Genomic DNA, 23,652 nt, shown 5'->3' on the forward strand with positions numbered 1-23,652 from the left:
GACCACAAAGGGACGTTCGCCGGAGAAACCGGTAAATCGCGCCAACTGGATGGCATTTCAGGCAGAATGAACGCGTCGCGCCCCATGGAAGGCGGCGCGACCTTCACACTCGGACACCGTGTTCAGCGTCTGTGCTGGCAGGCAAGCTGGCTGTTACTGGCGGCATGGACGCCATCTTTCCTGTGGCGCTGGCGTGGCGCGGTGTTGCGTGCCTTCGGCGCGAAGGTTCACAAGACCGCCATCGTGCGCGGCAGTGCGCGTATCTGGTGGCCGGGCAATCTGACCATGGGTGCTCATTCATCGCTGGGACCGGGTGCGCTCTGCTATAACGTAGCGCACGTAACGCTTGCCCCATTCGCCATCGTTTCACAACGCGCGCATCTGTGCACGGCGGGGCACAATATCGATCAGGCGGATTTTCCCCTCATAGCAGCACCCATTCACATCGGGCCTTATGGCTGGGTTGCAGCTGAAGCCTTTGTCGGGCCGGGCGTGACCATCGGTGAAGGCGCAGTTCTTGGCGCACGCGGGGTCGGCTTCCGTGATATGGAACCATGGATGGTCTATGTCGGCAATCCGGCCAAGCCCGTGAGACCCCGACGGAAGCCCTGACAATCAGGAAGCAGGAACGGACCGGAGCGCCTTGCGGCCCGCAACGGCGCCGCTTTTTTGCGGTTGAAAGCTCTGATAGGCCGCAATTGTCTGGAGAGCGATGCGTGGCCAGGTGTAGTTGGCCCGCACAAGTCTGGCACCAGCCACACCCATGCGTTTCGCGCGATCCGGGTCTTCCAGAATTTGCTCAAGCGCTGAAGCCACAGCCATCGGGTCGAGTGAACAGACCACACCGGCACCGGCTTCAGCGACTTCCGGAAAATGGCACGCATCGGTAATCGCAACCGGTACGCCGCAGGCCAGCGCCTCGGTTATGGCGACACTGAATCCTTCCTGACGGCTTGGCAGGCAAAAACAGGCCGATTGTTTCAGGGCGGCGATCTTCGCCGGACCATAGAGCCCGCCTGTCATGTGTACCCGCGTCTCAAGCCCGTATTGACGAATACGCTGCCGAAAATCTTCTTCCGCACCACCATCGGGACCCGCGACAACCAGATCCACATCAGGGAACAAGGTGGCAACACGACGAAAGGCATCGGCAAGTATATCAAGACCTTTCTTGTAGTGCAGCCGCGACAGAAAAAGTATGTAGGGCCGTTCCGGCAATCCGCGCACGGCAATATCCTTGTCGCCCTCGACTTCATTGAGGAAAATTCCGTTCGGGATAATCATCGAGGGTGATTTCAGGCCAAGCGGCCGCATCAGCTCGATTTCATCCGCATTCAGTGCGTGGATGAAGGCCGCACCGTCGAGCATACGACGAAAGCCGAGCATCATCGCGATCTTCTTCTTCCATGCGCTCTGTTGCATGCTCCACACGTCGAGCATACCGCAACAACATACGCAATATGGCACACGATAGCGGCGGCAAAGCATTGATGCCCGCAACAGATTGGTTTCCCATATGCCATGAAGATGCACAAAATCTGCCGAGCGCAGCAGCATCTCCATTGCTTTTGCTGCAGCCCCGCCGAACAAGGTTTCCCGCAGGTCAGGCATTGGCAGAAGCAGGGTGCGCACCTTGTCGAAACCGGGGATTGTGGCCGTGGCGCTGACGGCGCGACCGCTCACTTCATCATCGCTATAGCTTACGATTGTCACTTCATGACCGAGCGTTGCCTGCGCTGCTGCAAGCCGCACCACGACGGCTTGCGGGCCGCCCTTGGCAGGGTCGTAGGAACCGATGACGTGGACAATGTTCATGCCGCCTTCTCCCGAAAGATTGCTGAGGTCAACCGTTCGCCATAACGCGATAAAGTAAAATCAGCCGCGCGTTCGCGGGCGCTTTCGCCCATCCGTTCCAGCGCTGCCGGATTGCCTGCAAGTTCCCGCAGGATTTCCGTTGTCTCCATGACATCCCGGATAGGCACGATATAGCCGTCGATACCGTTGCGAACGACACTGCCCGTATTCTCCGTACAAATTACAGGTAGCCCAGCGGCCAGCGCTTCATAAACGGAAATCGCCGACCCTTCGCATAACGAAGGCAACAGAAAAACATCGGCCCACTCAAATTGCTTGCGCATCTCGCTGCGCGGAATGGGGCCTGTCAATTCGACCGAGGCGGCGAGCTTCTTCTGTGCTTCCGGCAACAGTTCCAGCGGGCCGACCATCCGGAATTCCACCTCTCCCGCCAGTAATCGGGAAACCCCGCCGACATAAGGTGAACCTTTGCGCAAGCCAACCGCGCCCACTGTCAGCACGCGCAATTTGCCTGGTGCCCGTGGTTTCCGTTCAACCTGGAAACGCGTATCGACACCTGTCGGAACCACCACGATTTTTTCGGGAGCACAACCTTCTTCAACCACATGACGGGCAACAAAAGGTGATGGACACACAACCACATCGGCCAGCTGCCATTCAGCTCGTTCACGCTCCGCGAAAGCCTCGGAATATCCATCGCTTTCGAGCGGCAATTGCCAACCCGGGTTCAACAATTCCTCTTCATAACCAAGCTGGTCGACGATGGCGCGCGGCGCGATCACCTGATCGACCGCTGTCCAGAGACCCATTTTTCGTGCAGCCGACAACAGTTCAACAGCTTCACCGCTGAAGGCATAGACACCACTTGCGCCGTGAAATCCGCTTTCGGCGACCAGCCTTCCGAAGGTTTCACCAGCCCATATTGCATTGGCAGTGGATTTCGGCCCGGTCTGGTTCGCCAGTCTGCGTACTGCGGAATGCAGTCCGAAGCCCGGAAAGGTTGTCATCTGTTGTTGGGGAATTCCCTGGGGCTTGCGTCCAATCAATCTCCGAACAGAGGATGGGAGTGCATTGGAAGGCAAGCTGTTGAGGAAACGTGGCCATCCCTGAAAAGCGCATATGTCCGTATAAAAATGTGCCAGCTTCTGATTATTCGCAAAAATCCGCGGGACTGCATAGTGCCGGCGGGCGCCCAACTGGCTGACAACGACCGACCCATCCATCATAATTCCCTCGGCTGGAACTGCCGGTCGAGAACCGGCATGGCCTGTGGCACCACCTTTTCCTCAAGCCGCGAAATGGCCGATTGCCAGACGGCTGCGCCATATTCACGCGAATAGGCCGTTTCCATCAGATAGCGGGCATTGTTGCCCATCGACATGCGTCCCACCGGCGAATGGCGCAAATGAAGGATCGCGTTGATCAACGCATCGACATCGCCCGGTCTCAGCGCCATACCGCACTGAAAATCGCGGACAATCGTGCCGATCTCGCCTTCCGTATCACCGATGAAGATTGTCGGACGGGCCGCCGCAAGGACGCCATAGAACTTGCTGGGCACGATACAATGTTCCAGCTCCGGCTTCAGCGAAACCAGATGCACATTGGCCGCGCCAAGGCTCTCGGAGAGCTTTTCCACGGGCTGGAATGGTTTCATCATCACATTGGTCAAGCCGCGTCGCTTGACTTCACTTTCGACGAAACCACGCTGCTGCCCCTCGCCGATCATCAAAAAGACGATGCTTTTCATATGCCGGAGCCGCTCCGCAGCATCAAGCACCGTCTTGAACTCGTGTGCGCGCCCGAAGTTGCCCGAGTAACCGATGACGAATTTTCGACCAAGCCCCCAGCCACGGCGCAAGGGGTTCTGCGACGGCTCCACCGGAACGATTTCGTTGCGGTCGGCCCAGTGGTGAACCACGCTCAGGCTTTCCGCCGGAATATCCCGCGTCGAAAGATAATGCGCCATGCGTTCTATCGGACAGATTGTCAGTGCAGACTGGCGCATCGACCAGTTGCGCAGGATCAGGGCGAGCTTACCGGAAACGGTATCGGACTTGATGAGGCCGAGTTCCATCGCCGTTTCTGGAAAAAGATCCATCACCCAGTTGACCAGCTTTGCCCGTCGCAGGCGAACAGGCAGCGCTGCCGAAACGGAAAGAAGCGGCGGATCGGTACAGACGACGCAGACATCGTCCTTGCGGGCATTGGATGCAAACCAGGCGGCCGCGGACAGATGAAAGGTTGCATAATCGACCGCGCGCCCGACAAGCTTGCCCCGACCAAAGCCCGAGGTCCATATGCGATGCACATCTATGCCGTCGATCGTATCACGCGCGGGCAACACGTCCTTCCGCTTGTCGTGATAGCTGCGGCTTGCCAGCACTGTCGTCTCGATGCCTTCACGCACAAGCGTATGGGCAAGGCTCGTCACCATCCGGCTCGTCGCCGACTGGTCCGGGTAGAAGTAACGATTGGCAAGCACCACACGCATGATTTCACGTCCTGTTGTTCGATCCCGTTGAAACGAGCATCGCAACTGCGCAGCAGATACCGCAAGAAACACAAAGGCATGGCATGCACCGACACCGGGCGAACTGCCTACCTCTTTGGGTGAAACCGGACATACCGGGCGCGCCTCAAGCCTCATCCGAAGAGGGATGTTCCGGCCCGCAATTGCCGTTTTGGAGCCGTTCTGCCCACGCAGGAAATCGCTAACATGGTTTCATTGCAGCTTTGGAAAGCTTTGGTCGGAGGGAAGCCCTTGCAAGAGAAAACAGCTCTCATCGTCGGTGTGACCGGACAGGACGGCGCTTATCTAAGCGAGCTTCTGCTCAAAAAAGGCTATCGCGTACATGGTCTGAAACGGCGGTCTTCCTCGTTCAACACTGCGCGTATCGATCATCTCTATCAGGACCCGCATGAGGAGGACATTCGCTTCCGCCTGCATTTCGGTGACCTGACCGATGCAACCAATCTGTGCCGTGTCATTCAGGAAGTGCGGCCCGACGAGATTTATAATCTCGGCGCGCAAAGCCATGTTCAGGTAAGCTTTGAAACGCCTGAATATACGGCCAATGCCGATGCGCTCGGCACGCTGCGTCTGCTCGAATCCATGCGTATTCTGGGTCTCGGCAAGACATGCCGTTTCTATCAGGCTTCCACGTCGGAACTCTTCGGTAACAGCTCGCCCCAGGCACAGAACGAACAGACGCCTTTTGCCCCGCGCAGTCCTTATGCGACAGCAAAGCTCTATGCCTACTGGACGACGGTAAACTACCGCGACGCCTATGGCTTCCATGCCTCCAACGGCATTTTGTTCAATCACGAAAGCCCGCTTCGCGGCGAAACCTTCGTTACCCGCAAGATCACCCGTGCTGTCGCGGCCATTGAACGCGGCCTGCAAGACAGGCTTCGGCTCGGCAATCTCGATGCCCGTCGCGACTGGGGGCATGCGCGTGATTATGTCGAGGGCATGTGGCGTATCCTGCAGGAAGACACCGCCGACGACTACGTGCTGGCGACCGGCGAAACGCACACGGTGCGCGAGTTTGTCGAACACGCCTTCAAGGCCGTCGACAAGGAGATCGAGTGGCACGGTAACGGCGTGGAAGAAATCGGCCGCGACCGAAAATCCGGCAATTGCCTGATAGAGATTGATCCCCGCTATTTCCGTCCGAACGAGGTCGACTTCCTGCTCGGCGATGCATCCAAGGCGAAAAATCGCCTCGGCTGGCAGCATACAACGGGCTTCGACAATCTTGTCACCGAAATGGTCGACTGGGATTTGCGCAACATCATGCGGGAGGTTGGACGCAATGACTTCTACGGCTGACATCACCCCCGCTCCGTTTTATTCACTCGAAGGCAAGAAGGTGTTCGTTGCCGGGCACAAAGGCATGGTCGGTTCGGCCATTCTGCGCCGCCTGCAAGGCACGGATTGCGACATCATCACTGCAGCGCACAGCGCACTCGATCTGACCCGGCAGGGACCGACGGAGAATTTCATCAGCGGTCGCAAGCCGGATGTCATCATCATCGCTGCCGCCCGCGTTGGGGGCATCCTTGCCAATTCGCAATATCCGGCAGATTTTCTCTATGACAATCTCGCCATCGGCATGAACCTCATCCGCGCCGCCCATCAGAACGGTGTCGAACGCCTGTTGTGGCTCGGATCAAGCTGCATCTATCCCCGCGACGCAGCGCAGCCTCTCACCGAGGATGCCCTGATGACAGGCCCGCTGGAAGCGACCAACGAAGCTTATGCCGTCGCCAAGATCGCAGGGCTTGAATATGCTCGGGCTTGCGCACGGCAATATGGCAATCACTTCATGACGGCGATGCCGACCAATCTTTACGGTCCAAACGACAATTTTGATCCCAACACCTCGCATGTCCTGCCGGCATTGATCCGCCGGATTCACGAGGCCAAGGTGCGAGGGACCGACCATGTGACGCTCTGGGGCACCGGCAAGCCCTTGCGGGAGTTCCTGCATGTGGATGATCTTGCCGATGCCTGCCTGCACATGCTGCGTTTCTATGAAGGCGTCGAGCCGATGAACATCGGGACGGGTGAAGAGATTTCGATCAAGGATCTGGCACTGACCGTTGCCCGCGTCGTCGGTTACGAAGGTCGCTTTGAACACGACCTCAGCAAACCGGACGGTACACCGCGCAAACTCCTCGACACGTCGCGGATGCGGGCGCTGGGCTGGAAGCCGCAAATTCGTCTGGAGGACGGCCTGCGTGAAGTCTATCGCGATTGGTTGGAGGAAGCCGCCGATCCTGTCGCCGCTTGAAGCCCCCGGAAAGCGGGACCCGCTTTTCCGATCAAGCGCGACGTTTTCTTCGACATTGTCGATCCTGGACAAGTCTCCTCGGCATCCCTCATGCCGGGGAGACGCGCAGCGTCGTCCCGAAGCACGAAGAGACGCCCCGCCTTCCTAAGTTTCCATTGAAGTGAAACTCTCAACCTATGACGGCGAGCCGCCGACCCTGCTCATATCCAGCTCGACGCGCAGGATGTCACCCGGTTTGATTTCCGTGCTTTCGTTGGCGACGATATCCTGAAAGCTGCCATTCACGATACGACTGATCGAGAACACCAGTTTCTGGCGCAGCGTGGCTGCGGAAATATTACCGGAAGACTTGGCGATCTCGGCCATAGCCTGGAGTTGTGTATTGCTGCGGCGCTCCATGCGGGCAATGTTGAGGTCAATATCCTGCAAATTGGTAGCCGCTTCGCTTTTGCGAATTTCTTCCAGATTGGCGATGCGCTGCTCCATGGCAAGCTGGTTCTGTCTCGCCCGTGCAAGAAACGAAGCAAGCTCCAGCGCGGCTCGCCGTGTGGCCGACAGATCACGCTCCATATCGCGCAGGTTGGATTTTGCGGCCAGGCCGCGATCCACCAGCGACTTGCTGGAATCCACATTCTCCTGCAACAGCCCGATTTCGGTGTCGTGCAGCTTGATACTCTGCTGCAGGGTCTGGATTTCATCGCCATAGCTCGCTGCTTGCGCTTCAAGCGCCCGACGCTCGGCTGCAAGATTGTTGCGGCGGACGTTGAACACTGTCTTTTCACCGTCCAGCATCTTCTGCGTCAGGGCCACGGTTTCCTTGTTCGCAGCCGCCTGATCCGGCAGAGTATAAGTAAAATCCGTGCCGTTCAGTTCCGCCTCGAAACGGGCCCGCCGGATTGCCATGGCAGTGATCTGCATCTGCAGGTCGACATATTCCTGCTGCGCGGAAATAAGCTGCATCCCGGCAGTCAGGGCTGGAGACTCCGCTTTTCCGGCTCCGCCACCCAGCGCCATGAGTTCAAGCACCACCATTCCGGGCCGGAACTGATATTTTCCCGGCGCCTTCACATCGCCAACGACAAATACCGGCGCATACTGATTGATCGTTGCTGTGACCGTCAGTCCCGGAATATGCTGGGATAGAGATCCCGCGATCTTCTCGCTGATCTCATTGGTAGTCAGCCCGGTGACGGAAATATTGCCCACGACCGGATAACCGATATTGCCGTCCACATCGACCGGGTAAAGCCCGGTGAGTGACGGTTGCCCATAAACGGTTACCTGCAGCACGTCATTTGCGCCAACCCGATAGGCTTGTCCGTCCGCAAGCGCTCCAAAAGTCCCGCCGACCAGAATGAGGCCCGAAAGCATAGTGGACCGAAGATGGGTACCAATGCGATTCTTGATGATCCTGTATGACATGGTTTGCCCTCACGCCTGTTCCTGTGCGCCATCCGCATCTGGTTTCCGGCGCCGCGCGAATATCGCGCTTATGCTCCGCCGTGCTTTCTGCAAGCCCAGTCCGCAAAGCACCACGGGGAGCACTATCCAGCTGCGATAAGACGAAGAATTATGGTTCACGACCGCCAGCGCGGGCTTGCGCCCGAACGACGCCATCGTCTGTATCAATGCATTGGTCGCAAGCTGGTCCTGTCGGTCGGACGGAACCACAAGAAGCGCCGTATCCGTCGCCCGCGACAGGAGAACCGAGCGCTTGTCTTCCATGACCGCCGGCAGATCGACGAGGATGATCTTGTGATCCGCGCGCAACTGGGCAATCAGCTCGGCCAGCCAGTCTCCGTCACGCATCTGCCTGTTCGGCTTGATGATATCGATCCCCGAACCGTGATCATGCACGAGCGTTGCACCGGAAAGCGGACGCCCTGTAGAAACAGCGCCGTAATCGCCATGCGGAAGCCCGAAGGCCTCCGACAGGCCCGACCGCTTGTTTGTCGCATCGATGACTGCAACCGTTAAGCCGGTCGCGGCGATCTGTTGCGCGAGCGCGGTGATCAACAGGGTCTTTCCCTCGCCATCGGACAGGGATACGACGGACAGCGCCAAGGAATCCCGGCCCCGTGTCAGTGCCCGCAGACGATCGTGCACGGATTTGATTGCACGACCGAACGGGCTTGCCGGATCGAGACCGCGATTGACGAGAAGCGGCACAGTCAGCTGCGGCGAAACCGGCAGCAACGTCGCAGCCGGAATGCCGGGCAGCATCAGAGATGCCGTCTGTGCGGGCCTGATCTTGTCGAATGTTTCCTTCAGCATGGTGCCTGCAAGTGAAACCAGTCCACCCAACCCCAGCCCCAGCAGCAGCCAGTTGGCGAGGTTCGGGCTGGCCTTGGCCATCGCCGGCTCCGCAGGCGAGATCATCTGCGCTTCGGGCGCGGCAATGCCGTCCTGTTCGATCAGCTGCTTGTAACGCGTGAGATAGCTTTCATAGACCGTGCGGCTGGCATTGGCCTCGCGGTCCAGCTGCCCGGCCCTGACTTGTGCCTGATTGGCTTCGGCAAGATCGGCTTCCGCATCTTTCAATGCGCCTTCCAGTCCGCTGCGCCGCTGACGCGCAATCTGGATTTCATTGCCAAGGCTCTTGATGATTTCGCCGACCTGGCTCGAAATCTGCTGCTTCAACGCTTCCTGTTCCGCCTTCAGCACAGGAATTTCAGCGCTCTTCAACGCGCCATTCGACTGCAATTCGCCAAGCTGGCGTTCGACGCGTGCTGCCTCATTGCGCAAGGTCTGGATCGCAGGCGAAGCCAGAACCTCGGCCAGTGCAGGCGCTTCATTGTTGTTCTTCAGCTCTGATGCCGTGCGCAATCGCGCTTCGGCGAGCGAAACTGCTCCCGTTGCGGCGACAATTTCATTGTTCAGCGCCGCGACGCGTTGGGCCTGAAAGCTGATCTGTCCCTGATCGCCCGCAAGCCGCGACTTCTGGCGGAACTCTTCCGCAGCACTTTCGGCACTTTCAAGATCGCTGCGCAAGGTACCAAGCTTTTCGCCCAGCCATTCGCTGATACGCCGCGTGGCCGATTGTTGCACGTCGATCTGATGATTGAGATAGGCCGTGGCAAAGGCATTGGCGACCTGGGCTGCATAAACCCGATCGGAAGCGCGATAAGAAATGAAGATCGTATAGGAACGGCCATCATTGGTGACCCGTAACCGCGAAAGAAGAAGGTCGATCTGCTGGCGTTCCCGCATGGCCGGATCGACATCGCGTGCGCTCTTCGCCTGCGATCCTGTATTCGAAGCAGACGACAACACCGTGCGCGAACGGAATTCCGTCGGCACGACAATGTTCTCCGCTTGCAGAATGTCGATGACCTTGCGCGCCATCATACGCGAATTGATGATATCGAGTTCGGAACGCAGAACCGGGCTGTCCTGCGGCAGTGGCGTGATCGCGCTTTCATTGGGAAGCGCCTGCAATCGCCGCATATCCAGCACCAGCACAGACTCCGACACATAACTGACTGGTGCTGTAAGATATCCTGCGAAGCCGACACCGATGCCTGCAAGCACCGGTACAATCAGCATCATCCTTCTACGTTTTATAGTGTCGAGCAGGTCAGCCACCGGCTGCCGCCCGTTTCCTGCTGAAACGTCGGAGATAATCACCAAAAGTCTCCTTCACGGAACAATTCTATCCGTCGGCCGGGCGGCTTCGCTGCCGCCAGTTGCGCCCTACTGCAAGTCGGAAAATGATGTTTCCGACGGGAACAGCTCGTTGATGATGCAAGCCACTTCGGTACGGTTGGACGCCTTCAGCTTCTTCATGATGTTGCGGATATGAACCTTGACCGTGCTTTCCCGCAGCTTCAGCTCATAGGCGATGATCTTGTTCGCCTTGCCCCGGCGCAGCGCATTGACCACTTCGGCCTGACGCTGGGTGAACATTCCGCCGAGAGGTTGCAGCCGCTGTGAGTTCGGATCGGTGGCGTGACGCAGAGCGAGCACACTGCTGGCTGGAACAAAGGTTCCGCCCGCCATGGCAAGCCGCAATGCTTCAACGCAGACATTCACATTCACCGATGTTGGAATATACCCCTTCACGCCATGGTCGAGCGCTTTGAGAACCTGCGAGATTTCTTCCTTGTCGGCCAGAAGAATGACCGGTGCCGGAGCGCAGTCAGTAACAATGCGATTGAGATAATTTCCGACAGCCGGGTCCGAAACCTTCTGGCCACCGATGTTGAAGAGCACGGCACCTGCGGTGCGGCCCTTGCGCTGATGTTGCCACTGCTCGAACGAGCTGAATGTGGCGATCGACATTTCGATGCTGTGGTTTGTCAGTCCATGTGCGAGGCATTCGCGATCCAACGCACGGTTGTCTATGATGACCAGTAGCGGCAACATGCTGTCGTTAGGCTGTTCAGGTTTAAAAGAACTATCTTTTGACGCCCCTAAGCCACTATTCTTTAATTCACTCGTCCTGCTACTGAATTGTGGAGAAATGTTCATCTGTTCGCCCTCTAATCCGACTTATGCGCACGACCCCATTGTTTGCACATCACAATCACGGAAGCGCATCGGTTACCTGTTTTATTTTTCTTCTTGAGATCTAGACAAAACCCCGGAAGCAATTCTTGTTTTTGTTCTTATTTTGATGAAAAGACTGCCTGAAAATTCTTTGAGTGTCATTAACCTAGATTAAGGGTTTCGGCAAAATATGGTTTAGACAAAGCGCGGATATATACCCAATTAGTGGTAGAAATTACTACCTTGCCAAAACAAATGGCCTCGCTGAAACTCTTTAGATACCTGGCCTCCTTGGAAGAGCCGGGGGAAACGAACCGTGGGGGGCGCTCGACTTAAAACTTATATGCACTCATGCTGGGCGAAACGGCAGGTAGGCTCTATGGTGGTAAATGCCGACGAAGCAAAAACGCTGCGCCATTTTCTGGAAAGCGCGCCTATCAGTGCGGTTTTCAATGAAAGCGACCTGAGCGTTCTTAGCGCCCTGCCCATATCCTCAAAAAACTATGCCCCGCACACCGTGGTGAGCAGCCAGGGAGACTGGGCCAATTCGGTTCACATAATAAAGAGTGGTTGGGGCTGCATCTATCGCGATCTTCCCGATGGTGATCGCCAGATTCTGGACTTTCCCATGAAAGGAGATTTTCTGGGTTTCCGAACCGGGCTCGGCTTCAACTATTATACCCTGATTTCGGTTACCGAGCTTTCTGTCCTCGAAATCTCCCTGGATCATCTCACCGAAAGCCTTCTCAACTCCCCTCGTCTTGCCATGACATTCATGGAACTGATGGCGCGTCAGCGTGCCATTCTGATTGAGCATCTCATCAGCATAGGCCGCCGAAGTGCACTTGTGCGTATCGCGCATCTCCTGCTCGAACTGGGGCACAGGGCGCGGATCAACGGAACGGGCGATGAAAACAGCTTTTTCTGTCCGCTGACACAAAGCGAGCTGGCCGATGCGCTGGGGCTTACGCCGATCCATATCAACCGGATGCTGCGTGAACTTCGTGAGGACGATCTTCTCGTCTTCCGCAACAATGAGGTCGAATTTCTGAACCGGTCAGCTCTCGTCCATATTTCAAGCTTCGATGAGCACTATCTGACCATGGAAATTTTCCCGCGCGTAAGGATCAGCCGGTGAGCGACACGCAAAATCACGGATTATTCCAGCAGGAAACTATCGTTGATAAGTCATCAAAACTCGCATACTAAAAATATTATTCATATATAAATTATACCTCAACTTACACACAGAACCAAAGATTAAAGCAGCTGTCATCGCACCGGATATATCGCTAAAGCCTCAAATACGTCGCCACATATTCATATATGCGCTATATATTTATCAGAGAATTGTGACTAGTTTCCGCTTCACCATCGTGCCCGGAGGGGCAGCATTGAGGAGGAGGCTCAACGATGCAAGACAATCTCGTCGATTCCGCCGTTGGCAAGGCGACTAAGCGACTTCTGCCATTTCTGGCAATCATGCTGATCCTGGCCTTTCTGGACCGCGCCAATATCGGTTTCGCCAAGTCCGAGTTTCAGGCTGACACGGGCTTAAGTGATGCTGCCTATGCATTCGGAGCCGGCATATTCTTTATCGGATATGCGCTTTTTGAAGTTCCCAGCAACATCATCATGCACAAGGTCGGCGCACGCCTCTGGCTGAGCCGGATCATGATTTCGTGGGGTATCGTCTCCGCCGCCATGATGTTCGCTCATACGGAAGGCGTCTTCTACACGCTGCGTTTTCTGCTCGGCGTTTGCGAGGCCGGTTTCTATCCGGGCGTCCTGCTTTATCTGACCTATTGGTTCCCCGCGAAGCAGCGCGCACGCGCGACCGGTATCTTCTATCTTGGCGTTCCGCTGGCGCTCGTCCTGGGAAGCCCGCTTTCCGGCTGGTTGCTGACCCATCACGGTATTTTTGGCCTCACCAACTGGCAATGGATGTTCGTGGTCGAAGGGCTTGGCGCATCACTGGTCGGGATCATTGCCCTTTTCTACCTGACGGATCGCCCCGAAAAAGCGCGCTGGCTCTCGGTCGAGGAGCGCGATGCCCTCACACGGGTTATCGCCGCGGAAGAAGCCGCAAAAGAAACACAGGCCCAGCATTCAGCCATGTCGGTACTGAAAGACCGCCGCGTCTGGGCTTTCATTGGCATCTACTTCTTTCTGCAGATCGGCACCGCGCCTTTGACCTTCTATTTCCCATCGCGCTTCGCACAGGCAGCATCGAATGGGCAGATGAATCTTCTTGTCGGCTCGCTTCTCGCCCTTCCCTGGCTGTGCTCGGTCATCGCAACCCGTTATTTCACGGTTCTGGCCGACCAGACCAATCAGCATCGGCTTGTCTGCATGGGCATGGTCATCGCTGGAACAGTGGCGCTCGCCGTCATCGGGCTTACCGGCAACCCATGGCTGATGCTTCTTGCGGCCTGCATTGCCGTGCCGGGCCTCACAGCTTCGCAACCTGTATTCTGGAGCCTGCCTACCCGTTATCTGGGTGGGATCGGTGCGGCCAGCGGCATCGCCTTCATTGTTTCCATCGGTAATCTCGGTGCATTCTTCGCGCCGCAAATCAAGAATTGGGCCGATGTCGCAGTGGGCAATCATGATGCTGGTTTCTACACGCTTGCGGCCCTTTGCGGCATCGCTGTTCTGCTTCTCGCAGGTGCCCGCAAGGCCGCTCCTGCAGAGCGAGTGGTCACTGCCAAATAAGGTTCATCTTCGCGAAATTATTGAAACAGAACCCTCGCTCCGGCGGGGGTTTTTCTGTTCCAAATATGTGAAGTCACTCTATATTCAGCGATCGAAATCAACCTTCGAAAGGACTGCACAATGAGGATAAGCGCCCGCAATCGACTAAAGGGAACAATCGTCGAAGTCACCAAAGGGGCAACCACATCCCATGTCCGGATCGATATCGGCAATGGTGTGATCGTTACCTCGTCCATCACCAATGAGGCTGTCGACGAGCTTGGCCTGAAGGCCGGCGCCGCCGCTTATGCCGTGGTGAAGGCATCCGACGTGATGATCGCAGTTGACTGAACTCTGCAATTGAAGCGTTTGTTGCGTGTGAAGAAAATTTTCTTCGCACGCAACCTCCCTTCTTCAACAGTTCGTCACTTGCGACGGGCTGGAATAGTTGCTCCCTTCGTCCTAGATTCAGGGCACATATCAAGGGAGCGCATATCATGACCTACAGCAAGAACCCCGAAGCGATTGCGAAGCTCACGCCGGAGCAATATCGCGTCACGCAGGAAAGCGGCACCGAGCGCCCCGGGACCGGTGAATATCTCTACAACAAAGAGCCGGGAATTTACGTCGATATCGTTTCGGGCGAGCCGCTCTTCGCCTCGGCCGACAAATATGAGTCCCATTGCGGATGGCCCAGCTTCACCAAGCCGATCGAACCCGCCAATGTTGCCGAACTGAACGATATCTCGCATGGCATGGTACGGACCGAAGTGCGCTCGGCACATGGCGACAGTCATCTGGGCCATGTCTTCCCGGATGGGCCGGTTGATCGCGGCGGCCTTCGCTATTGCATCAATTCGGCCTCACTCCGTTTCGTTCCAAAAGACCGGATGGAAGCGGAGGGATATGGTCAGTATCTCGATCAGGTCGAAGATATCGGTTGATTTCTATGTCAGGCCCGGACCCGTTTCGGGCCTGAATGCTCTCCAAAGATAGAGGCGACCTTGCCAGACGAAACAAAGAATTCCGTTCGGATTTTAAACCCTGACAATGTCGCACCGCCTATAGCGGCCTATTCACATCTGGCAGTCATTCCGTCCGGCACGGAACTTCTGGTTATTGCAGGCCAGGTCGGCATGGACTTGAGCCGTACAGTTCCCGAAGAGCCGGAAAAGCAATATGAGCTGGCTCTGCGCAACATTGTCGGCATCCTCGACAGTCAGGGCCTCACACCGGCCAGTCTGGTGAAGCTGAACATCTTCCTCGTGGACCGGCTCGACCCGGAACGCGCCAAAAAAATCCGCGCTGAGTTGCTGGGTGACAGCCTTCCACCGACCACGCTCGTTTATGTCGCCGGACTGGCACGGCCTGAGTTGAAGGTCGAAATCGAGGGCATGGCCGCGCGAAGTATTTGAAATAAAATGCCTGCGATATGAAAATAATTTGCATACAAATTAATTGATCCACAGGCATTACATCGGGCCATGAAGTAAGACTTCTTTCTGTCGCAATGATCACTAATCTGATCCAGCGCACCGCTTCGGCGGAATCAGGCAAATGCGCAGCCTCGGTATGATTATGCTATCACCACACATACCGAGGCTTTCCGGGGCTTTTGGCCGTTTCATGTCCATTACGCCGCCCCATTCCAGATAATTCTTCACTCTGTTAGGTAAATCAACCGACACAATGGTTGCAGCCACAGCATGATTTCCATTGCAAATAGCGAAAAACTATATTCAATATACTGTCTTACTATTAAAGGACGACCGATTTCGATAACGCAACATTTTGGGAGGCAGCTTGGACAGCGCAGTTGGGGCCTACCGGATTTATTCTGAAAAGGAGTGCTCGGACGCACCTGCACTCGACTGGCCCTATGTTTGCGCACTGCACCTGCTCCGAGAGCCCTTCGAGAACGCGATTTCGGAGTTTCTCGCCTTCGTGGGCAATGCATCGCGGGCTGATCGCGCCTGGATGATTGAGTATTCGCCTGATCTGCTGCGGTTTTGTAACACGCATGAATGGTGCAAAGGCGATACAACCGCCTATATTTCCGAACTTCAGGAAACCCCAACCACGCTGATTGGCTGGCTGCACCGCTATCTGACCGAAGGACAGGCCGTCGCCGTCCACGATGTCAGGGGGCTGCCGCGCACCGCGCGCGCCATCCAGGCTGAATTCCTGCGTCAGGGCAATCAAAGCATACTCAGCATACCGGTTTTTCATCAGCGTCGGCTGCGAGGGATCGTCGGTTTCGATACGACCGTGGAAGCCAGACACTGGTCGCGCGCAGAAATCAAAGCCATGTTCCAATGTGCGTGCCTGATCGCACAGGCGAAATATTCGACCTCCGATGAGGAAGCGGTGTCAGACGAAGAGCCCGACCCGACATCAGTAATCTATGTCAGCAAACGCGGAGTAATGCGCGGAGTGTCCCCGGAGGAAATCATCGGGGTGCGCTCGGCTGGCAATTACAGCGAGATATGGCTTGGCGATGGTTCCTCCGTTCTTGATTCCAGACCGCTTGGCATATGGGCAGGCATTCTTCCCGCTAGCGTCTTCTTTCGCATTCACCGCACGACGTTCATAAACGTGCTGCATGTATCGGACTTGGACAGAAGTACCATCGACAAATGGCTGGTCAGGATGCGCGGCATCGATCAGTCGTGGCCAGTCTCGCGATCCTATCGAAAAGCGTTGCGGGAGCGTCTGGGCTTCTAGCCTTTGTTTCGCCTTGTTTTCGTCCGCCCGTCGCCACAAAATTTGATGCAAAATAAGCAGGTTTTGCTCCAAGAAATGCCGCTTCAGCGCCGAACGGACACAAATCCCGAACTTGCCTTAATTTGAAATCGGCGCTTGGTGCATAATCCGATCGAAGTGAAAAGAGGATCGGTAAGATTATGCTTTGGGAAGAAAGGTTTAGAGCACCGATCTGATTGAATCAGATCGGTGCTCTAAGACAGGTCCAGATGTGCCTTGAGCGGCATGTCGTCATGAACCGGAACAGTCTGCCTTTCGATCATGCGATGGACGAGCGGCGGCTTGTCCCCCTTGTGCAAAGAAAGGAGCCGTTCCGACACTTCGGCATCGGCCTGGGTGCGACGCTGGTTATGGCGGACATACTCGACCCAGGTTGGCACGTGATAACTTTCCGTCCAGGTTTCCGGGTTCTCCAGATCACGCAGCAGCACCCATTGCCGGGCACCGTCGCGGATGCGCATACGGCGGCGCAAAGCCATGGCGGAAAGGAAGGCTGGAACATCTTCCTGTGCGATCTTATAGTCGACCATGATCATGATCGGACCGCTGCGCGAACGCAAATCCAGCCGAAGCTGCGGCTCGCTGAAACGGTTGAGCGGATCGAGATTGAGGTCTTCAAATTCAGGCTGCGGCAGGAGCAGACCGATCAGCGCGCCGAACATCAGCACCACGGCAGCAGCCAGAAGCGCGCCTGGCACGCCATATTCATCTGCGACAGAGCCCCAGAGCCAGCTACCTGCCGCCATCCCGCCGAAAGTCGCCGTCTGATAGAGCGCCAGAGCACGCCCCACCACCCAGCGCGGCGTGGAAAGCTGCACGGTGACGTTGAACAGCGACAGTGCCAGAACCCACGAAACACCGGCAGGCAGCAGGAAAATGCAGCTCAGCCACATATTCCGGCTGATCGACAGCAAGGCACAACTGATCGCAAAGGCCACGAAAGCACCGCGCACCAACCATTCATTGCCGAGAAGTTCGCGAAGCCGGGCACTGAGCAAGGCGCCGCCAATGGCGCCAAGCCCGAAAAAGCCCAGCATGATACCGTAGGTGAGCGCTGTTCCGTGGACGAGATCGCGCGCGACGAGCGGCAAAAGCGCCAGAATGACAATCGCGGACAGGCCGAACAGAAACCCCCGGAACATCACCTTGAGCAGGTTCGGCGACATGGCGACATAACGCAGCCCTGCCACCATGGCCGGTCCCAGCGTTTCGCGCGGCAGGGTGGATTTGACCGTTTCCGGCTTCCACTGCCATAGCGCCAGAATAAGCGCACAATAGCTGAACGCATTGAAAATGAAGGCAAAAGCAGCACCCGCTGCCGCAACGATGATGCCGCCGATGGCAGGACCAATGCTGCGCATGAGATTGAAGCTCATGCTGTTGAGCGCTACAGCTGCGGGCAGATTGGTGCGGGGCACGATGTCCCCCATCGACGCCTGCCATGACGGGTTGTGCAAGGCCCCGCCGCAGCCGATCAGGAATGTGAAGCTGAGCAGCATCCATGGTGTGAGAATGCCAAGATAGGCAAAAACCGCCAGTGCAACCGAAACAATCAGTAGTAAAACCTGCGCGGTGAGCATGATGCGGCGGCGGTCGAAATTATCGGCCAAGGCGCCTGCAGCAACTGAAAAGATCATCACGGGCAGAGTTGTCGAAGCCTGCACCAGTGCAACCATATCGTCCGAATGGGCGATGGTTGCCATCATCCAGCCAGCACCGACCGTCTGCACCAGACCGCCGAGGTTGGAAACCAATGTAGCTGACCAGAGCGCCCGAAATGTTTTGTATTGGAAAGGCGCCAGGGGGGAAATTCTCTGCGGCACCGGACGACCTCCCGTTCCATCTGCCTAATAGAGCGGATACGTGAATCTCTCCCAAGGGACAAGGGGTTAAAACCAAAACCGGCGCAGAACTTCTCCTCCAGTGAGACTTCCAAACGGTTTTTCTCCCCCGATTGACTCCACCTTTCAATTAGGTAGACTGGTCTACCTAATTATTCGGATGAAATATGATGAGCGATCCCGCGACACCCAGTTCAAAACCGGCACGCGAGCGGCTTCTGCAAGCGGCAGCGGAATTGTTTTACGATGCAGGCATTTCGGCGACCGGGATCGACGCAATCATCCAGCGTGCGGGCGTGGCAAAGCAGAGCCTCTACAACAACTTCGCATCCAAGGCGGAGCTGGTGGCCACCTATCTGGAGCATCGCCATGCCGAATGGTTGGGCCTCTATGACAAGCGCCTGGAAAAGGCAGCAAGCCCGATGGATGGAATACTGGCCATATTCGACGCTTATCGCGACCATGCGGAATTTGCCTACGAACACGGGTTTCGCGGCTGCGGGCTGCTGAATGCGGCAGCAGAACTGCCCGCTGGCGATCCGGGCCGCAAGGCGGTGAGAAAACACAAGGAAGAAGTCGAAGGCCTGCTTGTGACACATCTCACCGGCTTGATCCCGGACGATCCGCCCCGGGTCCGCCAGCTCGCCGTGCAGCTCTCCTTCATTCTCGAAGGAGCAATCATGCGGGCTGGCCTTGAAGGCAATAGTGCGCGTCTTGGCGAGGCCAAGGCCATGGTCACGACAATTTTGAAACCAGTGTAAAATGCAATCATCAAAAAACTATCTTCTGGGAGTGACCGCCATCATCGTCGCTTCCACCATCTGGGGCACGACAGGCACCGCAGCAACCTTTGCGCCCGAGGTTGGCGCGGCGGCGATCGGCGCCGCGGCCATGGGACTTGGCGGACTGGCGCAGGCAGCAATCGCCTGGCGCGGGCTGATCGCTTCACGAAAGGCGCTGGCCGATCAATGGCGCGTCCTGTTAGTGGGAGCCGTCTGCGTCGCGATCTATCCCCTCGCCTTCTATGGCTCCATGCGGATGGCTGGCGTGACCATCGGAACGGTCATTTCGCTCGGTTCCGCCCCGCTTCTTTCGGCAGGGATTGAGTATCGGCAAAGCGGCTTTCGCCCTTCGCTGCGCTGGCTGGCAGGTGCGATCATCGGCATTGTCGGCATGGTCCTGCTCAGCATGTCGGAGGACGGCGGCGGCCATACCGCATCAGCAGAGGGCTCCGCGCTCATGGGGGCCTTGGTCGGATTGGTGGCGGGCTTCACCTATGCGCTTTATTCCTCATGCGCGCGCCAGCTGATGCAGGGCGGCATATCATCGACAACCGCCATGGGCGCGACTTTCGGTATAGGCGGTCTTTTGTTGATGCCGGTTCTGCTCGCAACCGGCGGACCGTTCCTCGCCTCGTGGAACAATGCAGCTGTCGGCCTATACATGGCCTTCGTGCCGATGTTCCTCGGCTATGTCTGCTTCGGTTACGGGTTGAGCCGCGTTGAAACCAGTGTGGCGACGACGATCACACTTTTTGAACCGGTTGTCGCCGCATTCTTCGCAGTGGTGATTGTCGGCGAACGCCTTTCCGCCCTCGGCTGGTTTGGTGTTCTTCTGGTTGTCATCTGCCTTGTCTGCATCACCATACCGACCCGCAGCCAGAAAGCCCCGCTGGAAGTGCCCGAGCCATCAACCTGACACGCACTGTCTGTCCGAAAACCATTTCACACTTTTCGGGATGCAGTTTGTTTCAACGCGCATCTTAGTCCGAAAACCGTTTCACACTTTTCGGGATGCGCTTTTTAACCAGGCTTTGACTGCATCGACCGATTCCGGATGACGCGGCTTTCGCAGGGAAACCGCATAGAAATCCGCGCCCACCCGCAGCTCGGTGGCCATTGGCTGGACGAGGCTGCCCGCTGCAACTTCCTTTTCCACGAAGAAGCGGCTTGCCAGCGCCAGCCCCTGCCCGGCAATCGCCGCATCGATGGCAAGTGACGTCTGGTTAAAGCGGATATTCTTCGGCGATGTCGACACGCCGTCCGGAAAAGCCTTTTCCAGATATTGCGGCCAGAAATTATGTGCGTCGTGCAGCAGCGGATAGCGTTCCAGGTTTTCCGGCAGCCCCGGATCACCAAGCCTTTCGACCAGCACCGGGCTTGCCACGGCGACAATCACGTGCTCGAAAAGCAGCTCCGCGTTCAGTCCCGGACCGAAAGGCGGCTCGCCGTAGCGTACCGCCAGATCGACGGCATCGGTCTGGAAATTGGCGACCTTGTCGCTGGCGACAATGCGCAATTCTATATCGGGATGTGTGTGCGTAAATTCCGCCAATCGCGGGATCAGCCACTTCGACGCGAAGGTCGGCGTCACGCTGATGGTCAGGTGCTGCGGCTCGGGTCGCAGCATTTCGGTCGCCTCCGAAAGCAGGTCGAAAGCCCGTCGCACATTGGCAATATATGCACGAGCCGGTTCGGTCATGACCAGCGTGCGGGGTTGGCGTTCAAAGAGTTTCAGTCCAAGCTCTGCCTCAAGCCCGCGTATCTGCTGGGCCACTGCTGCCTGTGTCACGCCAAGTTCTTCCGCTGCCAGCCGGAAATTCAGATGTCGCGTGACGACTTCAAACACACGCAGACCATTGAGCGAGGGAAGCCTTTTCATGAGTTAAACTCGATAGAATTTCTATTGATTAACGTTACGCGTTTTCGTTCGTCACGATAATGGCTCTCCGCTATAACGTCAAATAATGGTTGTCGACAGTTGCGACCTGGTGCAACATTTCGGAAAAAGGAACGCATCATGACAGTAGAAAAAGTAGCGATTGTAACGGCTGGCGGAAGCGGCATGGGTGCGGCCGCCGCACGCAGGCTTGCGCAAGACGGTTTCAAGGTTGCAATCCTCTCATCCTCCGGCAAGGGCGAAGCGCTGGCACAGGAGTTGGGTGGCCTCGGCGTCACCGGCTCGAACCAGTCGAATGATGATCTGAAGCGCCTCGTAGACCTTGTTCTGGAAAAATGGGGCCGTGTCGACGTGCTGGTAAACAGCGCAGGTCATGGCCCGCGTGCGCCGATCCTCGAAATTACCGATGAAGACTGGCACAAGGGAATGGACACTTATTTCCTGAATGCAGTTCGCCCGTCGCGTCTCGTCGTGCCGACGATGCAGAAGCAGAAGTCTGGTGTCATCATCAATATCTCGACCGCATGGGCATTCGAGCCGAGCGCCATGTTCCCAACCTCGGCGGTGTTCCGCGCAGGGCTCGCCTCTTTCACCAAGATTTTCGCCGACACCTATGCTGCCGACAATATTCGCATGAACAATGTTCTTCCGGGCTGGATCGACAGCCTGCCGAAGACGGAAGAGCGCCGGGCAAGCGTTCCATTGCAGCGCTATGGCAAGAGCGAGGAAATCGCGGCGACGATCGCCTTCCTCGCATCGGATGGCGCCGCCTACATCACCGGCCAGAACCTGCGTGTGGATGGCGGGTTGACGCGGGCTGTTTAAACTACGACTCGACGGTGAGCCGCCGCATGGCGGCTGCCGTTTCCTCATTGGCGGGGAAGAAGGTCTCGATGACCACTTCCGACAGCGTGATATCGACGGCGGTGCCGAATACCGTCGTCGCGCTCAAAAACTCCAGCGGGCCTTCACGGCTGTCGATCCTGAGCGGAATGGCCACCGGATTATCAGTGACAGTTCCCCCACCCGAAGACACCGCGCGCGCGGGGACCGGATAGGATTTCAGTTCATCGAGAAGTGCTGCCAGTCGCGGATCGGCTGAATTGTCCGCATCGCGAGCAAGGCGCGCAAGAATATGGCTGCGCCACTGCCGAAAATTCTGGATGCGCGGGGCCAGTCCTTCCGGGTGCAGGCTGAGGCGAAGCGCATTCACCTCCCCCTGCAGAAGATGTTCCGCCACACCCTCCGTGAGAACACCTACCGCCTTGTTCGCCAGAAGCAGGGTCCAATGCCTGTCGATTGCAAGGGCCGGATGCGGGTTGTGTCCGTGCAGCAGGGCTTCAATCACGCTTCGCGCGACGGCAAATTCCGGCGCTTCCAACCCTCGCTCGCTGTGAACGGGCGCATATCCGGCGGCAACCAGTATCCGGTTGCGCGCCCGCAGCGGCACGTCCAGATGTTCGACCAGACGCAGAACCATGTCGCGGCTCGGCACCGAGCGCCCCGATTCAAGAAAACTCAGATGACGCTGCGAAATCTCGGCGTCGACCGCCAAGGATAGCTGGCTGAAGCGGCGGCGCTGCCGCCATTCCCGGAGAAGCGAGCCGACTGTCTGTTGTGTTTCGGTCATAGGCTTGTCCGATCCCTTCAACGATTTGACTGCCCATCATGGCTGGCAGGTGCATTCTGGAATGCGCCGCAAAATTCATAGCAACAATTACCTCTCACGTAATCGACCCCAGAACGCAACAGGGCAAATATGCAGCCAGCCCGAAGAACGGGACGCCAAATTGAAAGGTCGATAGGATGAAAACCGCACACCCAATATTTGCCCTCAAACCGCTCGTCGCCGTTGATGCTGTTACCTGCGCAGCGATGGGTGCCGCGCTTGTCACTGCCTCAGCACCGGTGGGCGAACTGACTGGAATTCCAGCGTCGTTGCTTTACTGGGCAGGCGTACTGCTGCTGCCAGTCGCAGCCTTTATGGCCTGGGTGTCGCGGAGCGCAAATCCTCCCGCATGGGCGGTAAACCTCGTCATTCTTGGCAATGGCGCATGGGTAGCAGCCAGCCTTTTCCTGCCTGTTGCGGGGATGATTTTTCCCAATCTGTTCGGCTGGGTTTTTCTCGTTGGACAGGCCGCGGCTGTGACTGTGCTTACCTGGCTTGAAGTTCGCGCCGCCCGCATCCCTCAAACCGCATTCTGATCGAACGGAGACCTCAAATGACCGCTTATGCAATCGCCCAGCTTCGCAATGTCAGGGTCAATCAGGGAATTGTCGATTATCTGAAAGCCATCGATGGAACTCTGGCGCCCTTCGACGGACACTTCATCATTCACGGTGGACCGAAGGATGAACTGGAAGGTCTGTCACCGGACGATCTGATCGTCATCGCTTTTCCCGATCTAGCAACAGCACGCAACTGGTATGCCTCGCCTGCCTATCAGGCGATTATCGAATGGCGCCGGCAAGGATCGGAAGGAGAGGTGTTTCTGATCGACGGCGTCGATAAACATCACCGCGCCGCCGATATTCTGTGAAGCCGAACCAATCCGGCGACAGTTTTCGTTCTG

23 protein-coding genes are annotated in these 23,652 nt (G+C 57.0%); 14 read left to right on the top strand and 9 right to left on the bottom strand.

Annotated features, from left to right (window positions below; all coding sequences use genetic code 11):
- Positions 1-66: 66 nt before the first annotated feature.
- Positions 67-612 (top strand): LbetaH domain-containing protein, encoded by a 546-nt coding sequence (locus tag AC1RHM_RS14640; RefSeq protein WP_050897427.1) that lies wholly within the window; start codon positions 67-69, stop codon positions 610-612.
- Positions 613-615: 3 nt separating this feature from the next.
- Here AC1RHM_RS14640 and AC1RHM_RS14645 read toward each other — a convergent pair whose 3' ends face one another.
- The 3 genes from AC1RHM_RS14645 to AC1RHM_RS14655 are packed head-to-tail and all read right to left on the bottom strand — an operon-like array spanning position 616 to position 4,309.
- Positions 616-1,815 (bottom strand): glycosyltransferase, encoded by a 1,200-nt coding sequence (locus AC1RHM_RS14645; RefSeq protein ID WP_010658573.1) that lies wholly within the window; start codon positions 1,813-1,815, stop codon positions 616-618.
- Positions 1,812-3,038, bottom strand: a complete 1,227-nt coding sequence (locus AC1RHM_RS14650; protein WP_010658572.1) for a glycosyltransferase family 4 protein — start codon at positions 3,036-3,038, stop codon at positions 1,812-1,814. Before AC1RHM_RS14650 ends, AC1RHM_RS14645 begins: the two co-directional genes overlap by 4 nt.
- Positions 3,038-4,309: a glycosyltransferase family 4 protein gene (locus AC1RHM_RS14655; protein WP_010658571.1), complete on the bottom strand. Its 1,272-nt coding sequence runs from the start codon at positions 4,307-4,309 to the stop codon at positions 3,038-3,040. The genes AC1RHM_RS14650 and AC1RHM_RS14655 overlap by 1 nt, the downstream gene beginning before the upstream one ends.
- A gap of 270 nt (positions 4,310-4,579) precedes the next feature.
- Here AC1RHM_RS14655 and gmd point away from each other — a divergent pair, with 270 nt between their 5' ends.
- Positions 4,580-5,650 carry a GDP-mannose 4,6-dehydratase gene (gene gmd / locus AC1RHM_RS14660; protein WP_010658570.1) on the top strand — a complete coding sequence of 357 codons (1,071 nt, stop codon included), beginning with the start codon at positions 4,580-4,582 and terminating at the stop codon, positions 5,648-5,650.
- Entirely contained in the window at positions 5,634-6,614 is a 981-nt protein-coding gene (locus tag AC1RHM_RS14665) for a GDP-L-fucose synthase family protein (protein ID WP_010658569.1), read from the top strand. Before gmd ends, AC1RHM_RS14665 begins: the two co-directional genes overlap by 17 nt.
- Before the next feature lie 174 nt (positions 6,615-6,788).
- Here the strand turns inward: AC1RHM_RS14665 and AC1RHM_RS14670 are convergent, their stop codons facing one another.
- The 3 genes from AC1RHM_RS14670 to AC1RHM_RS14680 form a co-directional block, all read right to left on the bottom strand.
- Positions 6,789-8,036, bottom strand: coding sequence for a polysaccharide biosynthesis/export family protein (locus AC1RHM_RS14670; RefSeq protein WP_010658568.1), 1,248 nt, complete (start codon positions 8,034-8,036; stop codon positions 6,789-6,791).
- Between the two features lie 9 nt (positions 8,037-8,045).
- The gene (locus AC1RHM_RS14675; RefSeq protein ID WP_010658567.1) at positions 8,046-10,241 is read right to left on the bottom strand and encodes a GumC family protein; all 2,196 of its coding nucleotides are present in this window, start codon (positions 10,239-10,241) and stop codon (positions 8,046-8,048) included.
- A 66-nt stretch (positions 10,242-10,307) separates the two neighbouring features.
- The gene (locus AC1RHM_RS14680; protein ID WP_010658566.1) at positions 10,308-10,979 is read right to left on the bottom strand and encodes a response regulator transcription factor; all 672 of its coding nucleotides are present in this window, start codon (positions 10,977-10,979) and stop codon (positions 10,308-10,310) included.
- 502 nt (positions 10,980-11,481) lie between these two features.
- On the opposite strand from AC1RHM_RS14680, the gene AC1RHM_RS14685 reads away from it, so the two are divergent.
- The 6 genes from AC1RHM_RS14685 to AC1RHM_RS14710 all read left to right on the top strand — a co-directional run bounded on the left by AC1RHM_RS14685 (position 11,482) and on the right by AC1RHM_RS14710 (position 16,520).
- Positions 11,482-12,240 (top strand): Crp/Fnr family transcriptional regulator, encoded by a 759-nt coding sequence (locus tag AC1RHM_RS14685; RefSeq protein WP_010658565.1) that lies wholly within the window; start codon positions 11,482-11,484, stop codon positions 12,238-12,240.
- Positions 12,241-12,515: 275 nt separating this feature from the next.
- Positions 12,516-13,817, top strand: coding sequence for an MFS transporter (locus AC1RHM_RS14690; protein ID WP_010658564.1), 1,302 nt, complete (start codon positions 12,516-12,518; stop codon positions 13,815-13,817).
- A 120-nt stretch (positions 13,818-13,937) separates the two neighbouring features.
- On the top strand, positions 13,938-14,147 hold the full coding sequence (locus AC1RHM_RS14695; protein WP_010658563.1) for a TOBE domain-containing protein: 210 nt from the start codon (positions 13,938-13,940) through the stop codon (positions 14,145-14,147).
- A gap of 146 nt (positions 14,148-14,293) precedes the next feature.
- Positions 14,294-14,740, top strand: coding sequence for a peptide-methionine (R)-S-oxide reductase MsrB (msrB, locus tag AC1RHM_RS14700; RefSeq protein ID WP_010658562.1), 447 nt, complete (start codon positions 14,294-14,296; stop codon positions 14,738-14,740).
- 60 nt (positions 14,741-14,800) lie between these two features.
- The gene (locus AC1RHM_RS14705; protein WP_010658561.1) at positions 14,801-15,211 is read left to right on the top strand and encodes a RidA family protein; all 411 of its coding nucleotides are present in this window, start codon (positions 14,801-14,803) and stop codon (positions 15,209-15,211) included.
- A gap of 388 nt (positions 15,212-15,599) precedes the next feature.
- The gene (locus tag AC1RHM_RS14710) at positions 15,600-16,520 is read left to right on the top strand and encodes a LytTR family transcriptional regulator DNA-binding domain-containing protein (RefSeq protein WP_010658560.1); all 921 of its coding nucleotides are present in this window, start codon (positions 15,600-15,602) and stop codon (positions 16,518-16,520) included.
- A gap of 233 nt (positions 16,521-16,753) precedes the next feature.
- On the opposite strand, the gene AC1RHM_RS14715 is transcribed toward AC1RHM_RS14710, so the two are convergent.
- On the bottom strand, positions 16,754-18,382 hold the full coding sequence (locus AC1RHM_RS14715; protein ID WP_010658559.1) for an MFS transporter: 1,629 nt from the start codon (positions 18,380-18,382) through the stop codon (positions 16,754-16,756).
- Positions 18,383-18,570: 188 nt separating this feature from the next.
- Here AC1RHM_RS14715 and AC1RHM_RS14720 point away from each other — a divergent pair, with 188 nt between their 5' ends.
- Both AC1RHM_RS14720 and AC1RHM_RS14725 read left to right on the top strand, forming a co-directional pair.
- On the top strand, positions 18,571-19,161 hold the full coding sequence (locus AC1RHM_RS14720) for a TetR/AcrR family transcriptional regulator (RefSeq protein ID WP_010658558.1): 591 nt from the start codon (positions 18,571-18,573) through the stop codon (positions 19,159-19,161).
- Position 19,162: 1 nt separating this feature from the next.
- Entirely contained in the window at positions 19,163-20,098 is a 936-nt protein-coding gene (locus AC1RHM_RS14725; protein WP_010658557.1) for a DMT family transporter, read from the top strand.
- A gap of 81 nt (positions 20,099-20,179) precedes the next feature.
- Here AC1RHM_RS14725 and AC1RHM_RS14730 read toward each other — a convergent pair whose 3' ends face one another.
- Positions 20,180-21,061 carry a LysR substrate-binding domain-containing protein gene (locus tag AC1RHM_RS14730; protein WP_010658556.1) on the bottom strand — a complete coding sequence of 294 codons (882 nt, stop codon included), beginning with the start codon at positions 21,059-21,061 and terminating at the stop codon, positions 20,180-20,182.
- A gap of 138 nt (positions 21,062-21,199) precedes the next feature.
- On the opposite strand from AC1RHM_RS14730, the gene AC1RHM_RS14735 reads away from it, so the two are divergent.
- Positions 21,200-21,904, top strand: a complete 705-nt coding sequence (locus AC1RHM_RS14735; RefSeq protein ID WP_010658555.1) for an SDR family oxidoreductase — start codon at positions 21,200-21,202, stop codon at positions 21,902-21,904.
- Position 21,905: 1 nt separating this feature from the next.
- On the opposite strand, the gene AC1RHM_RS14740 is transcribed toward AC1RHM_RS14735, so the two are convergent.
- Positions 21,906-22,709 carry a helix-turn-helix domain-containing protein gene (locus AC1RHM_RS14740; protein ID WP_010658554.1) on the bottom strand — a complete coding sequence of 268 codons (804 nt, stop codon included), beginning with the start codon at positions 22,707-22,709 and terminating at the stop codon, positions 21,906-21,908.
- A 176-nt stretch (positions 22,710-22,885) separates the two neighbouring features.
- On the opposite strand from AC1RHM_RS14740, the gene AC1RHM_RS14745 reads away from it, so the two are divergent.
- Entirely contained in the window at positions 22,886-23,284 is a 399-nt protein-coding gene (locus AC1RHM_RS14745; RefSeq protein WP_010658553.1) for a hypothetical protein, read from the top strand.
- A gap of 17 nt (positions 23,285-23,301) precedes the next feature.
- A complete protein-coding gene (locus AC1RHM_RS14750; RefSeq protein WP_010658552.1) occupies positions 23,302-23,619 on the top strand; it encodes a DUF1330 domain-containing protein in 318 nt (105 codons plus the stop codon).
- Positions 23,620-23,652 lie beyond the last annotated feature (33 nt).

It is taken from the genome of Brucella sp. GW823-FHT04E01 (assembly GCF_058796175.1).

What these genes read in the sequence shown, in the direction of transcription:
- AC1RHM_RS14745 (WP_010658553.1), top strand. Translation starts at nt 22,886, where the DNA reads ATGAAAACCGCACACCCAATATTTGCCCTCAAACCGCTCGTCGCCGTT.
- AC1RHM_RS14695 (WP_010658563.1), top strand. Translation starts at nt 13,938, where the DNA reads ATGAGGATAAGCGCCCGCAATCGACTAAAGGGAACAATCGTCGAAGTC.
- AC1RHM_RS14640 (WP_050897427.1), top strand. Translation starts at nt 67, where the DNA reads ATGAACGCGTCGCGCCCCATGGAAGGCGGCGCGACCTTCACACTCGGA.
- msrB (WP_010658562.1), top strand. Translation starts at nt 14,294, where the DNA reads ATGACCTACAGCAAGAACCCCGAAGCGATTGCGAAGCTCACGCCGGAG.
- AC1RHM_RS14725 (WP_010658557.1), top strand. Translation starts at nt 19,163, where the DNA reads ATGCAATCATCAAAAAACTATCTTCTGGGAGTGACCGCCATCATCGTC.
- AC1RHM_RS14750 (WP_010658552.1), top strand. Translation starts at nt 23,302, where the DNA reads ATGACCGCTTATGCAATCGCCCAGCTTCGCAATGTCAGGGTCAATCAG.
- AC1RHM_RS14650 (WP_010658572.1), bottom strand. Translation starts at nt 3,038, where the DNA reads ATGGATGGGTCGGTCGTTGTCAGCCAGTTGGGCGCCCGCCGGCACTAT.
- AC1RHM_RS14690 (WP_010658564.1), top strand. Translation starts at nt 12,516, where the DNA reads ATGCAAGACAATCTCGTCGATTCCGCCGTTGGCAAGGCGACTAAGCGA.
- AC1RHM_RS14645 (WP_010658573.1), bottom strand. Translation starts at nt 1,815, where the DNA reads ATGAACATTGTCCACGTCATCGGTTCCTACGACCCTGCCAAGGGCGGC.
- AC1RHM_RS14735 (WP_010658555.1), top strand. Translation starts at nt 21,200, where the DNA reads ATGACAGTAGAAAAAGTAGCGATTGTAACGGCTGGCGGAAGCGGCATG.
- AC1RHM_RS14680 (WP_010658566.1), bottom strand. Translation starts at nt 10,979, where the DNA reads ATGTTGCCGCTACTGGTCATCATAGACAACCGTGCGTTGGATCGCGAA.
- AC1RHM_RS14730 (WP_010658556.1), bottom strand. Translation starts at nt 21,061, where the DNA reads ATGAAAAGGCTTCCCTCGCTCAATGGTCTGCGTGTGTTTGAAGTCGTC.
- AC1RHM_RS14740 (WP_010658554.1), bottom strand. Translation starts at nt 22,709, where the DNA reads ATGACCGAAACACAACAGACAGTCGGCTCGCTTCTCCGGGAATGGCGG.
- AC1RHM_RS14670 (WP_010658568.1), bottom strand. Translation starts at nt 8,036, where the DNA reads ATGTCATACAGGATCATCAAGAATCGCATTGGTACCCATCTTCGGTCC.
- AC1RHM_RS14655 (WP_010658571.1), bottom strand. Translation starts at nt 4,309, where the DNA reads ATGCGTGTGGTGCTTGCCAATCGTTACTTCTACCCGGACCAGTCGGCG.
- AC1RHM_RS14720 (WP_010658558.1), top strand. Translation starts at nt 18,571, where the DNA reads ATGAGCGATCCCGCGACACCCAGTTCAAAACCGGCACGCGAGCGGCTT.
- AC1RHM_RS14665 (WP_010658569.1), top strand. Translation starts at nt 5,634, where the DNA reads ATGACTTCTACGGCTGACATCACCCCCGCTCCGTTTTATTCACTCGAA.
- AC1RHM_RS14685 (WP_010658565.1), top strand. Translation starts at nt 11,482, where the DNA reads ATGGTGGTAAATGCCGACGAAGCAAAAACGCTGCGCCATTTTCTGGAA.